This window comes from Mycobacterium sp. KBS0706, assembly GCF_005938675.2.
Taxonomy (GTDB): domain Bacteria; phylum Pseudomonadota; class Alphaproteobacteria; order DSM-16000; family Inquilinaceae; genus Inquilinus.
In genome coordinates this window covers 14,860-28,687 of record NZ_VCCH02000032.1, presented here as the reverse complement: position 1 = coordinate 28,687, position 13,828 = coordinate 14,860, and the positions used below count along the sequence as shown (strand labels likewise).

The following is a 13,828-nucleotide window of genomic DNA, read 5'->3' as shown; positions in this document are numbered from 1 at the left end:
ATGAACCCGGCCGCCGCGATACCCGAGCGTCCCTTGGTGCTGATCGTCGATGACGACGAGGCCGTCCGCCTGGCGCTCCAGGAGCTGATGTTCTCGGTGGGGCTCGATGCCGCCGGCTTCGCCTCGGCGCGCGAGCTCCTGGACACGACTCTGCCGGACCGCTCCGGATGCATGGTGCTCGATGTGCGCCTGCCCGGAACCAGCGGCCTCGACCTGCAGCAGCAGCTCGCCTCCAACGGCAGGACCAAGCCGATCGTGTTCCTGACCGGCCATGGCGACATCCCGATGACGGTCCAGGCCATGAAGGCCGGCGCCATCGATTTCCTGACCAAGCCGGTCCGCGACCAGACCCTGCTGGATGCCGTCACGGCCGGCATCGAGCGCGACGTCGCGCAGCGCGCCCAGGCCCGGGTCGCCCGGCTGCATGTCGACCATCACAAGACCTTGACCCCACGCGAGCGCCAGGTGCTGCACGCCGTGGCGCTCGGGCGCTTCAACAAGCAGATCGCCTACGACCTCGGCATCAGCGAGGTCACGGTCAAGCTGCACCGCAGCAACGTGATGAGAAAGATGCACGCAAGCTCGGTCGGTGAGCTGATCCGGGCATGGGAGGCCCTTCCCGCCGAGCTGCGCGAGGGCGAGCCGACCTAGACCACGGGATAGTTACGAAGAGACCGCGGATGGCGCGTCATGGCCGTCAAACCGCGTCAATGAAGGCCGATCGCTTGTCCAAGGTGCCCGTTATCGCGATCGTCGATGATGACGAAGCCATGCGCGACGCGTTGTCCGAGCTCGTTCAGGTGATGGGCTTCTCGACCGAGGCGTTCGATGGCGCGGCGGCCTTCCTTGCGGATCTCGCACCCGGACGGTTCGATTGCCTGATCACCGACGTGCGGATGCCGGGGATGGACGGCATCGATCTGCAGCGCCGGCTGCGGGCCCTCGGCTCGGCCATGCCCGTGGTCATGATCACCTCCGCCCCCGATCCGGCGGGTCGGGCGCGGGCGCTGGCGGACGGCGCCTGCGCCTATCTGGCCAAGCCGGTGGATGACTGCGCGCTGCTCGGTCACCTGAGGTCGGCTCTGGGCCAGGACGAAGACGATTCACCCGGAGGCTGACATGTCCAAGACGCGGCCTTCGGCCAGAGAGCCTGAGTCCAGGATCGTCCTGGAGATCGATGCGCTATATCGCGGGTCACCCTATTGGGAGCTCGACACGGCGGACGCCCGGACATTCGTCAGTGCCGGCCCGCCGGGCGGCGAGCCGCGCCAGGCGAATTGGGTGGGAGAGGTGCTGGCGCGCTCGCGTGTCGTGGACGTCAACGAGCGGGCCGTGCATCTGGTGGGGGCTCTCGACGGCCGCGAGGACATGATCGGCCGGCCCATCGCGGAGTTCTGGCCGCCGGACAGCCAGGCCGACCTCGCCGAGCTGATCGCCGCGGTTGCGATCGACCGGTCGCCCGATGCGACGCGGACGCGCGACATCACCTCGCTGCTGCTGCAGGACCCCGTGCTGACGGTGTGGCGCTCGCAGGAGACCGGCGCCGACGCGATGTTCGTGACCGTGAAGGGCGCGTTGGTCGACCGCCGGTCCTACTGGTCGTTGCGGGCGAGCGAGGAGCGCTACCGCAAGCTCATCCACCACATGCCCAACCCGCTTCTCCGGGTCGACGCCAGGGTGATGGGCCGGGTGTTCGCGCGGCTGAAGGCAGAGGGCGTCTGCGACATCGGCGCCTACCTCGATGACCACCCGGAGCTGATCGCCTTCGCGGAGCAGAGCGTGCGGATCACCGAGGGCAACCGGGCCGCGGCGCAGCTGTTCGGTGCGCGAAGCGCGGCGGATCTCGTCGGGTCGGTGGAATGCCTGTTCGAGGCGTCCCCCGAGACCGCCCGGCGGGTCATGATCGCGCATTTCGACGGGCGCCGCAGCCATAGCGAGGTGATGAAGCTGCGCACGCTCGACGGCCGGCTGCTCGATGTGCAGATCGCGGTGACCTTCCCGACGCCGCCCGAGCAGCTGGATGTGACGGTGGTCGGCCTGGAAGACCTCACCGACCGGCTTCGCACCGAGGCGCAGCTGCGCCAGCTTCAGGCCGATTTCACGCGCGCCGCCCGGATCTCGACCCTCGGCGAGCTCGCCACCTCGATCGCGCATGAGGTGAACCAGCCGCTGGCCGCCATCTTCACCAATGCGGAGACCAGCCTGCGCTGGCTGTCGCGCGACGAGCCGAACCTGGCGAAGGTGGTGCAACTGACCACCCGGATCGTGGCCAGCGCCCGCCATGCCAACGAGATCGTCCACCGCATCCGGGCGATGACGGCGAAGCATGCGCCGGAATGCCTGCCGGTGGATCTGAACGAGGTGGTCGACGAGGCGCTGCTGTTCCTGCGCCACGACATCGAGTCCCGTTCGATCCGGTTGTCGACCAGGCTCGGCCTCGGCCTGCCCCGCGTGATCGGGGACCGGGTCCAGCTGCAGCAGGTGATCGTCAACCTGCTGGTCAACAGCGTCCAGGCCGTCGCCCAGGCCGGCACCAAGGACGGCCGCGTCGAGCTGAGCACCGGGCTCGGCCCCGGCGGCGAGGTCGTCTTCGTGATCCGGGACAACGGGCCCGGCATCCCGGAGGAGGATCTCGACCGCATCTTCGAGGGCTTCTTCACCACCAAGGACGAGGGCATGGGCCTCGGCCTCGCCATCTGCCAGTCGATCATGACGGCGCATGGCGGCGGCATCGCGGCCTCGAACCGCCCCGAAGGCGGCGCGTCCTTCCGGCTCTGGCTTCCGGCCGAGCCCGACCCGGCCTGACCTGTCCCCAGGGACAGGATGACCCATCCTTCGGTGTGCCGGACTACCGGTCGGCACAATGGAGGAGGGACGTGAAATCCACGATCCTGGTTTCCAGGCACTGGTCGTGCGGCGAAGGGGGAGGCCCTCGACCGAGACGACGCCCGGTGCCCCTTTCGCGCGAGGTGAAGCCATGAAGATCGTCGTCATAGGCGGGACCGGCCTGATCGGTTCGAAGGTCGTCGCCAAGGTGACCCAGAAGGGCCACCAGGCCCTCGCCGCCGCGCCGAGCACCGGTGTCGACACCGTCACCGGCAAGGGACTGGACGAGGCGCTGAGGGGCGCCGATGTCGTCGTCGACCTCGCCAACGCCCCGTCCTTCGAGGCCGGGCCGGCGATGGAGTTCTTCCAGACCGCCGGCCGCAACATCACCGCGGCGGAGGTGAAGGCCGGCGTCCGGCACCATGTCGCGCTGTCGGTCGTCGGCACCGAGCGGCTGCAGGACAGCGGCTATTTCCGCGCCAAGCTGGCGCAGGAAAGCCTGATCAAGGCGTCGCCGATCCCCTACACCCTGGTTCGCGCCACCCAGTTCTTCGAGTTCATCCGCACCATCGCGGATATTTCCATGGCGGATGGCGCCGTGCGCCTGCCGCACACGCTGTTCCAGCCGATGGCGGCGCAGGACGTCGCGGCCGCGGTCGCCGAGGCGGCGCTGGCCGCGCCAGTGAACGGGATGCGGGAAGTCGGCGGGCCCGTCCCGGTCCATCTCGACGACATGATCGCTAAGGTCCTGGCCTTCGACAAGGATCCGCGCCAGGTGATCACGGATCCGGCGGCGTCGTATTACGGCATCAAGGTGGACGACCGGTCGCTGATGCCCGGCCCGGACGCCCGCCTCGGCGCCACCAGCATCGACTGGTGGCTGGCCAACGTTCCCCCGCCGCCGAAGAAGTAGCCGGCGGCACCGACAGCAAGAAAGGACTGAGTGATGCTGAAGACTCTCTGCATCGGCGTGGCCCTGCTGATGGGGTTCCTGGCCCTGGCGAACGGCGTGTTCATGCTGGTGTCGCCGGACGCCTGGTACTTCGCGGTGCCCGGCGTGACCGACACCGGCCCGTTCAACCAGCACTTCATCCGCGATATCGGCCTGATCTTCCTGTTCGTCGGCACCGCCTACCTGGTCGGCGTCATGGAGCCGCGGTACCGCGTCATCTCCTGGGCAGCGCCTACCCTATGGCTCGGCGGCCATGCCCTGTTCCACTACTGGGAGGTCGCCGTCGGCATCTGCGGGCCGTCGGTGCTGATCCGCGACTTTCCGGCCGTCACGCTCCCGGCGGCTCTCGGGGTGCTCCTGACCCTCTGGGCGATCCGCGACGCCCGTTCGACCAGCCTTGTCCTCAGGGAGAGCTACAGATGACCCCGCGCCTGACCATCGCGCAGATCGGCCTTCGCGCCGTGCACGAGGTGGACGCGCCGGCGAAGGACGCCGCCTGATACAACCGGCCCGGAATATTGATTCGTCATGGCGAGCCCCGTAGGGGCGTGGCCATCCAGAGCCGCTTGCGCCGGCCCCCTGGATGGCCACGGCGCTGCGCGCCTCGCCATGACGAAAATGAACCGGCGTGTCATCTCAGAATTGCTCTGCGCCGCGTGCGAGACCTTTTCAGAACGCCGCCATTTGATCCGGCCTACCCATTCACCCCGCGCCGGCTGACAAGAGCCAACGGCGCCTCACGGCAGCTAACGGGTCTATTGTCCCGCCGCGGCGCATATTCCGTGTCAGCCAATCGTCGTTCCACCGCTGACGCAGGAGAGTGTCGATGCGCACGGCAGCAACCGGCCAGATAATCGATCGCCGTCGATTCCTGGGCACCATCGCGATGGGCATCGCCGTCGCGGGCGCAGCCGGCCTGGTCCCCGCCCGTCCGGCAGCCGGGGCTGCGGCATCGGGCGACGCCATTCGGCCGTTCCGCGTCGACATCCCCGAGGCCGATCTGGCCGACCTGCGCCGGCGCGTCGCCGCGACGCGCTGGCCCGACCAGGAGACCGACCCGTCGCAAGGCATCCCGCTGGCGAAGCTGCGGCCGCTGGTCGAGCACTGGGGCAGCGGCTACGACTGGCGGCGGGCCGAGGCGATGCTGAACGCCCTCCCGCAGTTCGTCACCACGATCGACGGCCTCAACATCCACTTCATCCATGTCCGGTCGAAGCATGCGGGCGCCCTGCCGGCGATCATCACCCATGGCTGGCCGGGATCGGTGTTCGAGCAGCTCAAGATCATCGGCCCGCTGACCGACCCGACCGCCCATGGCGGATCCGCCGAAGACGCCTTCGACGTGGTGATCCCGTCCATGCCGGGCTACGGCTTCTCCGGCCGGCCGACCGACACCGGCTGGGGCCCCGACCGCATCTCCCGGACCTGGGCGGTGCTGATGCAGCGCCTCGGCTACACCCGCTACGTCGCCCAGGGCGGCGACTGGGGCTCGCCGGTCTCCAGCGCCATGGCGAGGCTGGCGCCGGCGGGGCTGCTGGGCATCCACATCAACCTGCCGGCGACGGTGCCGCCGGAGATCATCAAGGCGCTGGCCGATGGCGGGCCCGCGCCGGTCGGCCTGACCGACAAGGAGCGCGCGGCGTTCGATGCGCTCAGCGCCGCCGCGAAGAAGGGCAACCGGTCCTACGCCACGATCATGGGCACCCGGCCGCAGACCATCGGCTACGGCCTGGCGGATTCCCCCTCCGGCCTGGCGGCCTTCCTGCTCGGTCATCCGGGCTTCTCGTCCTGGACCTGGGACGGCAGCGATCCGGAGAAGTCGCCGGACGAGGTGCTGGACGACATCACCCTCTACTGGCTGACCAACACCGCGACCTCGGCGGCGCGGCTGTACTGGGAGGTCGGCGGCCGCAGCGTCGTCTCCGCCGCCGCGGAGAAGACCGCCGAGATCGCGCTGCCGGTGGCGGTCACCGTGTTCCCGGGCGAGACCTACCTGGCCCCGGAGAGCTGGGCCCGCCGCGCCTACCCCAACCTGACGTATTTCCACGAGGTCGACAAAGGCGGACACTTCGCCGCCTGGGAGCAGCCGGCGCTGTTCTCCGCCGAGGTCCGGGCCGCCTTCCGGCCGTTGCGCCGGCTGCCCTGACACGCCCGCCGCCCTCTCGACCCATCAATCCTAGGAGTTCGACATGAGCAGCACCCAGACCCACAGCGAAACGGCGACCCCGGCCGCGCGGCCGGTCGACCTGAAGCTCGAGATCGCCGTCATCCCGGTGTCCGACGTCGATCGCGCCAAGCGCTTCTATGGCGGCCTGGGCTGGCGGCTCGACGCCGATTTCGTCCGCGACGACGGCTTCCGGGTCCTCCAGTTCACGCCGCCCGGTTCGCCGGCCTCGGTGATCTTCGGCAAGGGCGTCACCTCGGCCGCGCCCGGCTCGGCCCAGGGGCTCTATCTCGTGGTGTCGGACATCGAGGCGGCGTCCGCCGACCTGGTCGCCCGCGGCGCCGAGGTCGAGGTGTTCCACGATGCCGGCGGCGTGTTCCACCAGGCCGGCCGGACCGGCCGCCTCAGCGGCCCGGATCCGGAGCGGCGCAGCTACGCGTCCTTCGCCTCGTTCAGCGATCCGGACGGCAATGTCTGGATCCTGCAGGAGATCACGGCGCGGCTGCCCGGACGTGTCCAGGGGGATACGACATTCGCCTCGTCCACCGACCTCGCCGCTACGCTGCGACGGGCCGCGGCCGCGCATGGCGAACACGAGAAGCGGAACGGCGGGCAGCACGACGCCAACTGGCCGGACTGGTACGCCGAGTACATCGTCAGCGAGCAGGCCGGCAAGCCGTTGCCGTCATAGGCGGATGGCCCTGTGCACCGGCCTCTTCGCACGGTGCACAGGCTCCGATCCTACCGGCCGTTACGCCGGCAGCTGGAACGCCCAGTTGGCGATGAGCACGATCGCCAACCCTGCTGCCAATGTCAGGTAGGGCAGCATCCCGGCCTTCCTGACCCCGAGATCCTGGCCGATCAGGCCGAGATCCTCCATCGCGCCGGCGGGGAACTTGCCGCCGTCGCGCACATAGTGGCGGAAGGCGAACACCGGCAGGATCAGGGCGGCGAAGGCGAAGCCGACCCACAGCGCGTTCTCATAACCCCAGACCTTGGCGCCGGCGCCGAGGAACAGCGCGTTGACGAAGGCCAGCACTGTGTTCAGCCCGATCAGCCAGGTCGGGGCCTTCCACGGCCGCGCGATGTGCCCGGAATCGACCCGATGGATCCAGCCGGAGTTCAGGTTCAGGAAGTTGAAGACGATGTAGCCGACATTCGACACCGCCAGGACGAAGAAGTAGCCGCCGACATCGGACGCGATCGCCAGCAGGATCAGGTTGAAGGTGAAGTCCGTCCACATCGCCCGGGTCGGGGCGCCCTTCTCGTTCACATGCTCGAGATATTTCGGCAGCCAGCCGTCCTTGGACCCCTGGTACAGCGTGCGCGACGAGCCGGCCATGGCGGTCATGATCGCCAGGAACAGCGCCAGGATCATCAGCGCGACCAGGATCTGGGTGATGATCGGGCCGGCGCTGATCAGCCCGCCCAGCACCTCGGCGACGCCGGTGCCGTCGACCACCCCGGTCGCCAGCATGCCTTCATGGCCGAGCACGCCCTGGAAGGTGAAGGGGATCAGGAAGAAGAACAGGCAGCAGGCCAGGCCCGAATAGAAGATCGCCTTGAACGTGTCGGTCTTCGGGTTCTTGAGCTCGCGGGTGTAGCAGACCGCCGTCTCGAAGCCGTAGGTCGACCAGGCGGCGATGTAGAGCCCGCCGAGGAACAGCGTCCAGCCGCCGTTGCTCCAGCTGCCCTCCACGGCGGAATAGGCCGCGGATGGCGGCACCAGGCCGGTCACGTTCGCCCATTGGATCTGGCCGCTGAAAATCGGGTAGAGGCCGATCAGCAGCAGCGGCACCAGCACGATGATGGCGAGCCATTTCTGGACGCTGGCGGTCTGCGCGATGCCGCGATGCTGGATACCGAAGATGATCAGCATCAGGATCGCGCCGATGAAGAAGGTCGCGTTGATGTTGGCGGTGGCCAGGTAGGGGATGCCGAAGCTGGCCAGCGACCAGGTGCGGATCGCGGGCGTCAGGGCGGCGACGCCGTCGGCGCCGAGCAGCGCCTTGACGGCGTCGTCGGGCGTCGACCCGGCATGCGCCGCCAGCCATTCGGCGACGCGCGGGCTGTCGGCCGTGACCGAGGCCGCGTGGGCGGCGATCCAGTCCAGCACCGGCTGAGAGTCGGCGCCGGGGATCGGGAAGAAGGCGTTGAGGATGTAGCCGGCGGCGATGGCGCAGCCCAACGACAGCACCGGCGACCAGGCGAACCAGTTGCACCACACCGACAGCGGCGCGATGAACTTCGAATAGCGCAGCCAGGCGGTCGCGCCATAGACCGAGGCGCCGCCGGACTTGTTGCCGAACATGCCGGCGACTTCCGCATAGGTGAAGGATTGCAGGAAGCCCATGACCATCGAGATGATCCAGACGACGAAGGCCAGCTTGCCCGTCGTGCCTGCGATGCCGCCGATGGAAAAGAGAACGAGCGGCGGCACGCCCGCGGCCACCCAGAACGCGCCCTTCCAGTCCAGGGCGCGGATCAACTTGCCTTCGGTGCCGGTCGAGATCGCACCGTCCAACACATCTGCCATTGGTGATGCTCCCCTGTCTTTGTCCAGGACGCTTCTTCGGACGTCTTCCTGGATGTGCCTCCCTCGGCGCGACCCGCCTGCGCCGGTGTCTTGGTGATCCGCGCTCCCCCTGCGGACCCTCCTCCAAGGCCTTTATGCATAGTGAAGAACTTTTCCCCTTGGTCAATATAACTTTACTTTGCCCCCGCATTTTGTAACCTTCGATGCGTGCTCGACCGCGCCATCTCCCGCGAGGGTCCCATGCGAGATCTCGGTCCGATGACGGCCGGCGTGCGCCCCGCCTCTCCCAGCCTGGTCCTGACTCCCGGCATCCGGGCGCTGCCGCCGGGGACCGAGCGCTATCGCATCCGCGGCGGCGGCTCGCTGGTGATCCGGGTCGAGGCCGGCGACCGGGTGACGGTGACGGACACCGAGGGCGGCCAGGCCTGCGAGCTGTCGTTCCTGGACGAAAGCGGGCGCTTTCTCGCCGCCGGCCTCGGCATCCCCTTCACCGGACCCGCCGAAGGCCTGTTGGCCAGCCTCGCCGCCGGAGGGGAAGGCGCGGCGCGCACCCGGGCCGCCCTGGCGCGGCGCGGCGCCGATCTCGCGGCCGCCGGCGCCGCCCGCATCTTCGGAGCAGGCTCCAGGCCGGGCGAGCAGGCGGAGCTCACCATCGCCGGAGCCGGCCTGCTGATCGCGGCGGTGCCGGCCGTCGCCATGCTGCCGCAGGACCAGGACACGGCGACGCCGGTCGAGATCCGGGTCCGGCGCGCCCGCCCGGTCCGTGACTATGCCGCGGCCCTGCCCGAGCCGCTGGCCGACCCGATCGAGGACATCCGGATCCGGGCCGGGACGGCCTCCGCCTATCTCGTCCGGGCCGGCGAGTTCATCCAGGTGATCGACGTCTTCGGCCGGCAATGCACCGACTTCCAGGCCTTCTCGGCCCGCAAGGTCGACAAGGGCCTCGACCTCGCCCTGGATTCAACCGTCACCCGCACGCTGCTCGGCCGCAGCTATCCGCTGCCGGGCCTGCCGTCGAAAGCCTTCGACCGGGATTTCGAGCCGCTGGTGGAGATCGTCCAGGACACGGTCGGCCGGCACGACGCCTTCGCCACCGCCTGCAACTCCCGCTACTACGACGACATGGGCTATCCGGGGCATGTGAACTGCACCGACAACTTCAACGCCGCCCTGGCCCCCTATGGCATTGCAGCCCGGAAGGGCTGGGAGGCGCTGAACTACTTCTACAACACCAATATCGACCACAATAACCAGCTGTATCTCGACGAGCCATGGTCGCGGCCGGGCGACTATGTGCTGATGCGGGCGCTGACGGATCTGGTCTGCGTCTCCTCGTCCTGCCCGGACGACATCGACGCGGCGAATGGCTGGGACCCGACCGACATCCATGTCCGCACCTTTTCCGGCCGAGAGACCTTCACACGAGCGGTGGCCATTCGCATGACGCCCGACGCCGATCCCGAACTGACGCGCGAGACCGCCTTTCATCCCCGCTTCTCCGCGCTGACGCGGGACTATGCGGAGTATCGCGGCTACTGGCTGCCGAACCGCTTCGCCGGCGAGGGGCCGGTGGCGGAATACTGGGCCTGCCGCGAGAAGGCCGCGGTGATCGACCTGTCGCCGCTGCGCAAGTTCGAGGTGACAGGCCCCGACGCCGAGGACCTGCTGCAATATTGCCTGACCCGCGACGTGCGCCGGCTGTCGACCGGCCAGGTGGTCTATTCCGCGATGTGCTACGAGCATGGCGGCATGATCGACGACGGCACGCTGTTCCGGCTGGGCGACCGCAACTTCCGCTGGATCGGCGGCGACGACGCCAGCGGCCTGTGGCTGCGGCAGCAGGCCGAGGCGAAGGGCTTCAAGGCCTGGGTCCGCTCCTCGACCGACCAGCTGCACAACATCGCCGTGCAGGGGCCGGCCAGCCGCGACATCCTCAAGGACATCGTCTGGACCGCGCCGCGCCAGCCGACGATCGCCGAGCTGGAATGGTTCCGCTTCAGCGTCGGCCGCATCGGCGGCTTCGAGGGCGCCCCGGTGGTGGTGTCGCGCACCGGCTATACCGGCGAGCTGGGCTACGAGGTGTTCTGCCATCCGAAGGACGCGGTGGCGGTGTTCGACGCGGTCTGGCGGGCCGGGCAGCCGCACGGCCTGATGCCGATGGGGCTGGAGGCGCTGGACATGCTGCGCATCGAGGCCGGGCTGGTCTTCGCCAACCACGAGTTCACCGACCAGACCGACCCGTTCGAGGCCGGCATCGGCTTCACCGTGCCGCTGAAGTCGAAGACCGACGATTTTATCGGCCGTACGGCGCTGATCGAGCGCAAGGAGCATCCGCGCCATCGGCTGGTCGGGCTGGACGTGCAGGCCAATGACGCGGTCGGCCATGGCGACTGCATCCATATCGGCCGGGCGCAGATCGGCGTGGTGACCAGCGCCACACGCTCGCCGATCCTGGGCAAGACCATCGCCCTGGCGCGGATCGACGTGACCCATGCCGCGGTCGGCACCGCGGTCGAGATCGGCAAGCTCGACGGCCACCAGAAGCGCCTGCCGGCCGTCATCGTGCCGCTGTCGCATTACGATCCGCAGAAGACGCGGCCGCGGGCGTAGAGCGGAACGGATTGAGGTCGGGTGAGGTCAGTGCATTCGGGCAGGGGCTGACAAGGATGTCGAGCGTCTTCGCATTGCCTCTCCCGCCTGGCGGGAGAGGTCGGGCTCGCGCAGCGAGACCGGGTGAGGGCTGGCCCAGGCCTCGACAAACTCCCCTCACCCGGAGCAGCTTCGCGTCTCCGACCTCTCCCGCAAGCGGGAGAGGCAACACCTCACGCGGCTTCGGAGCGCGCTGTCCCGCATGGTCCTCAAGGCCTGCGGTGGCGGCCGCGACTTTCTCCAGAGTTGAGGGAATTTCACCATGGCGATAGCGTTGCCGTCGGATGCGACACTTCGCCAGGACCGATCGATGACAGGCAAGACCAAGGATTCCGCAGGGCAGAAGCCGGCACGCGGCAAGGCCGTTTTCTCCCAGGATCCGCATGCGGTGCGCGAGCCGAAGGACAACAATCTCGAGATGGCGATCGGCCACGAGGTCCGGGCCTATCGCAAGAAGCTGGGGATCACGGTGACGGATCTCGCCGCCGCCACCGGCATCTCGCTCGGCATGCTGTCGAAGATCGAGAACGGCAACATCTCGCCGTCGCTAACCACGCTGCAATCGCTGTCGCGGGCGCTGGGCGTGCCGCTGACGGCGTTCTTCCGCGGCTATGAGGAGCCGCACAATGCGGTGTTCGTCAAATCCGGGCAGGGCGTCGAGCTCGAGCGCCGCGGCACGCGCGCCGGCCACCAGTACAACCTGCTCGGCTATATCGGCGGCGGCGCCAGCGGCGTGGTGGTCGAACCCTATCTGATCACGCTGACGGCGGATTCGGACGTGTTCCCGACCTTCCAGCACGAGGGGATGGAGTTCCTCTACATGCTGGAGGGCGAGGTGGTCTATCGCCATGGCGACCAGCTGTTTCCGATGCAGCCGGGCGACAGCCTGTTCTTCGATGCCGATGCGCCGCACGGGCCCGAGGTGCTGGTGAAGCTGCCGGCCCGCTATCTCTCGATCATCAGCTATCCGCACAAGCCGGGTAAGGGTTGACTTGCCTTAAGAGAAAAATTTATTCTTCATAATTGAGGCGGGTGAGAGGGACCTGCCGCTCGTCATCCGAACGCTAGCGGAGGGTCCGGCCATGTGCGGGATTGTGGGTCTCTTCCTGAAGGACAGGAGCCTCGAGCCACGGCTCGGGGCGATGCTCTCCTCCATGCTGGTGACGATGACGGATCGCGGGCCGGACAGCGCCGGGATCGCGATCTATGGCGATGCCGACCACCGCCACGCCAAGCTGACCGTCCAGTCCGCCGACCCGAAGCGCGACTTCGCCGGCCTCGCGGGCGAGCTGCAGGGGGCGCTCGACGCCCCGGTGTCGATCCAGGTGAAGAGCACCCACGCCGTCATCCTGCTGCCGCAGGACAAGGCGGAGGAGGGGCGGGCGGCCGTCGCGCGGCTGCGCCCGGACATCCGGGTGATGAGCAGCGGCGACGCGATCGAGATCTACAAGGAAGTCGGCCTGCCCAAGGACGTGCTGGAGCGCTTCGGCGTCGCCGGGATGTCCGGCACGCACGGCATCGGCCACACCCGGATGGCCACGGAATCCGCCGTCACCACCCTCGGCGCCCATCCGTTCTCGACCGGGTCCGACCAGTGCCTGGTGCACAACGGCTCGCTGTCGAACCACAACAACCTCCGCCGCACCCTGAAGCACGGGGGCATGGCGTTCGAGACCGAGAACGACACCGAGGTCGCCGCCGCCTACCTGACCGCGGAGATGGCCAAGGGCAAGAATCTCGGCCAGGCGCTGGAAGGCGCGGTCGACGACCTGGACGGCTTCTTCACCTTCGTCGTCGGCACCAAATCCGGCTTCGGCGTCGTCCGCGACGCCATCGCCTGCAAGCCCGCGATCATGGCCGAGACCGACCGCTACGTCGCCTTCGGGTCCGAATACCGGGCCCTGGTCAGCCTGCCCGGCATCGATGCGGCGCGGGTCTGGGAGCCCGAGCCGGCGACCGTCTATTTCTGGGAGCGCTAGGCGCCGCCTTCTTCCTTTCATTTCAGGGCGACACGATGCCAACCTACGACCTTGCCGCGACCCCGCTTCGCGACCTCAACCAGGCCCTGCACAATATCGCCCCGGGCGACAACGACCGGCAGTTCAGCGTCGTCAATCCGCGCGGCCACCATGCCGTGGCCGTCGGCGTCCACGCGCCGGTGACGATCGATGTCATGGGCAGCGTCGGCTATTACTGCGGCAGCATGAATGACGAGGCGACGATCACCATCCACGGCTCCGCCGGGCCGGGTGTCGCCGAGAACATGATGTCCGGCACGGTCATCGTCAAAGGCGACGCCAGCCAGTATGCCGGGGCCACCGGCTGCGGCGGGCTCCTGGTGATCGAAGGCAACGCCTCGTCGCGCTGCGGCATCTCGATGAAGGGCATCGACATCGTCGTGCGCGGCAGCATCGGCCACATGTCCGCCTTCATGGGCCAGGCCGGCAACCTGGTGGTGCTGGGGGATGCGGGCGAGGCCCTGGGCGATTCCCTCTACGAGGCGCGGATCTTCGTGCGCGGCAAGGTCAAGAGCCTCGGTGCCGACTGCGTCGAGAAGGAGATGCGGCCGGAGCATGTCGAGCTGCTGGCCGGGCTTCTGGACAAGGCCGGGGTCACCGACGTCCGGCCGCAGGAGTTCAGCCGCTACGGGTCGTCGCGCAAGCTCTACAATTTCCACGTCGACAATGCCGACGCTTATTGA

At 68.4% G+C, this 13,828-nt stretch carries 12 protein-coding genes; 11 read left to right on the top strand and 1 reads right to left on the bottom strand.

Annotated features, from left to right (window positions below):
- The 7 genes from FFK22_RS18510 (at position 1) to FFK22_RS18480 (ending at position 6,633) form a co-directional block, all read left to right on the top strand.
- The gene (locus FFK22_RS18510; RefSeq protein WP_138889512.1) at positions 1 to 651 is read left to right on the top strand and encodes a response regulator transcription factor; all 651 of its coding nucleotides are present in this window, start codon (positions 1 to 3) and stop codon (positions 649 to 651) included.
- Between the two features lie 29 nt (positions 652 to 680).
- Entirely contained in the window at positions 681 to 1,118 is a 438-nt protein-coding gene (locus tag FFK22_RS18505) for a response regulator transcription factor (RefSeq protein WP_221938691.1), read from the top strand.
- A gap of 1 nt (position 1,119) precedes the next feature.
- Entirely contained in the window at positions 1,120 to 2,805 is a 1,686-nt protein-coding gene (locus tag FFK22_RS18500; RefSeq protein ID WP_138889513.1) for an ATP-binding protein, read from the top strand.
- Between the two features lie 172 nt (positions 2,806 to 2,977).
- Entirely contained in the window at positions 2,978 to 3,739 is a 762-nt protein-coding gene (locus FFK22_RS18495; RefSeq protein ID WP_138889514.1) for an SDR family oxidoreductase, read from the top strand.
- Between the two features lie 33 nt (positions 3,740 to 3,772).
- Complete coding sequence (locus FFK22_RS18490; protein ID WP_186002535.1) at positions 3,773 to 4,201, top strand: hypothetical protein; 429 nt, start codon at positions 3,773 to 3,775, stop codon at positions 4,199 to 4,201.
- 541 nt (positions 4,202 to 4,742) lie between these two features.
- A complete protein-coding gene (locus FFK22_RS18485) occupies positions 4,743 to 5,924 on the top strand; it encodes an epoxide hydrolase family protein (protein ID WP_221938696.1) in 1,182 nt (393 codons plus the stop codon).
- Between the two features lie 43 nt (positions 5,925 to 5,967).
- Positions 5,968 to 6,633: a VOC family protein gene (locus FFK22_RS18480; RefSeq protein WP_138889517.1), complete on the top strand. Its 666-nt coding sequence runs from the start codon at positions 5,968 to 5,970 to the stop codon at positions 6,631 to 6,633.
- A gap of 60 nt (positions 6,634 to 6,693) precedes the next feature.
- On the opposite strand, the gene FFK22_RS18475 is transcribed toward FFK22_RS18480, so the two are convergent.
- Entirely contained in the window at positions 6,694 to 8,478 is a 1,785-nt protein-coding gene (locus FFK22_RS18475) for an APC family permease (protein ID WP_138889518.1), read from the bottom strand.
- Between the two features lie 240 nt (positions 8,479 to 8,718).
- Between FFK22_RS18475 and FFK22_RS18470 the strand changes: the two genes are divergently transcribed.
- From FFK22_RS18470 to FFK22_RS18455, 4 genes are all read left to right on the top strand, one after another.
- Positions 8,719 to 11,088 carry a DUF1989 domain-containing protein gene (locus FFK22_RS18470; RefSeq protein WP_138889519.1) on the top strand — a complete coding sequence of 790 codons (2,370 nt, stop codon included), beginning with the start codon at positions 8,719 to 8,721 and terminating at the stop codon, positions 11,086 to 11,088.
- A 349-nt stretch (positions 11,089 to 11,437) separates the two neighbouring features.
- Positions 11,438 to 12,118, top strand: a complete 681-nt coding sequence (locus tag FFK22_RS18465) for an XRE family transcriptional regulator (protein WP_138889520.1) — start codon at positions 11,438 to 11,440, stop codon at positions 12,116 to 12,118.
- Between the two features lie 91 nt (positions 12,119 to 12,209).
- Entirely contained in the window at positions 12,210 to 13,106 is an 897-nt protein-coding gene (locus FFK22_RS18460) for a glutamine amidotransferase family protein (RefSeq protein ID WP_138889521.1), read from the top strand.
- 35 nt (positions 13,107 to 13,141) lie between these two features.
- Positions 13,142 to 13,828 (top strand): GXGXG domain-containing protein, encoded by a 687-nt coding sequence (locus FFK22_RS18455; protein ID WP_138889522.1) that lies wholly within the window; start codon positions 13,142 to 13,144, stop codon positions 13,826 to 13,828.

What these genes read in the sequence shown, in the direction of transcription:
- FFK22_RS18495 (WP_138889514.1), top strand. Translation starts at nt 2,978, where the DNA reads ATGAAGATCGTCGTCATAGGCGGGACCGGCCTGATCGGTTCGAAGGTC.
- FFK22_RS18455 (WP_138889522.1), top strand. Translation starts at nt 13,142, where the DNA reads ATGCCAACCTACGACCTTGCCGCGACCCCGCTTCGCGACCTCAACCAG.
- FFK22_RS18500 (WP_138889513.1), top strand. Translation starts at nt 1,120, where the DNA reads ATGTCCAAGACGCGGCCTTCGGCCAGAGAGCCTGAGTCCAGGATCGTC.
- FFK22_RS18460 (WP_138889521.1), top strand. Translation starts at nt 12,210, where the DNA reads ATGTGCGGGATTGTGGGTCTCTTCCTGAAGGACAGGAGCCTCGAGCCA.
- FFK22_RS18480 (WP_138889517.1), top strand. Translation starts at nt 5,968, where the DNA reads ATGAGCAGCACCCAGACCCACAGCGAAACGGCGACCCCGGCCGCGCGG.
- FFK22_RS18465 (WP_138889520.1), top strand. Translation starts at nt 11,438, where the DNA reads ATGACAGGCAAGACCAAGGATTCCGCAGGGCAGAAGCCGGCACGCGGC.
- FFK22_RS18490 (WP_186002535.1), top strand. Translation starts at nt 3,773, where the DNA reads ATGCTGAAGACTCTCTGCATCGGCGTGGCCCTGCTGATGGGGTTCCTG.
- FFK22_RS18470 (WP_138889519.1), top strand. Translation starts at nt 8,719, where the DNA reads ATGCGAGATCTCGGTCCGATGACGGCCGGCGTGCGCCCCGCCTCTCCC.
- FFK22_RS18510 (WP_138889512.1), top strand. Translation starts at nt 1, where the DNA reads ATGAACCCGGCCGCCGCGATACCCGAGCGTCCCTTGGTGCTGATCGTC.
- FFK22_RS18475 (WP_138889518.1), bottom strand. Translation starts at nt 8,478, where the DNA reads ATGGCAGATGTGTTGGACGGTGCGATCTCGACCGGCACCGAAGGCAAG.
- FFK22_RS18505 (WP_221938691.1), top strand. Translation starts at nt 681, where the DNA reads ATGGCGCGTCATGGCCGTCAAACCGCGTCAATGAAGGCCGATCGCTTG.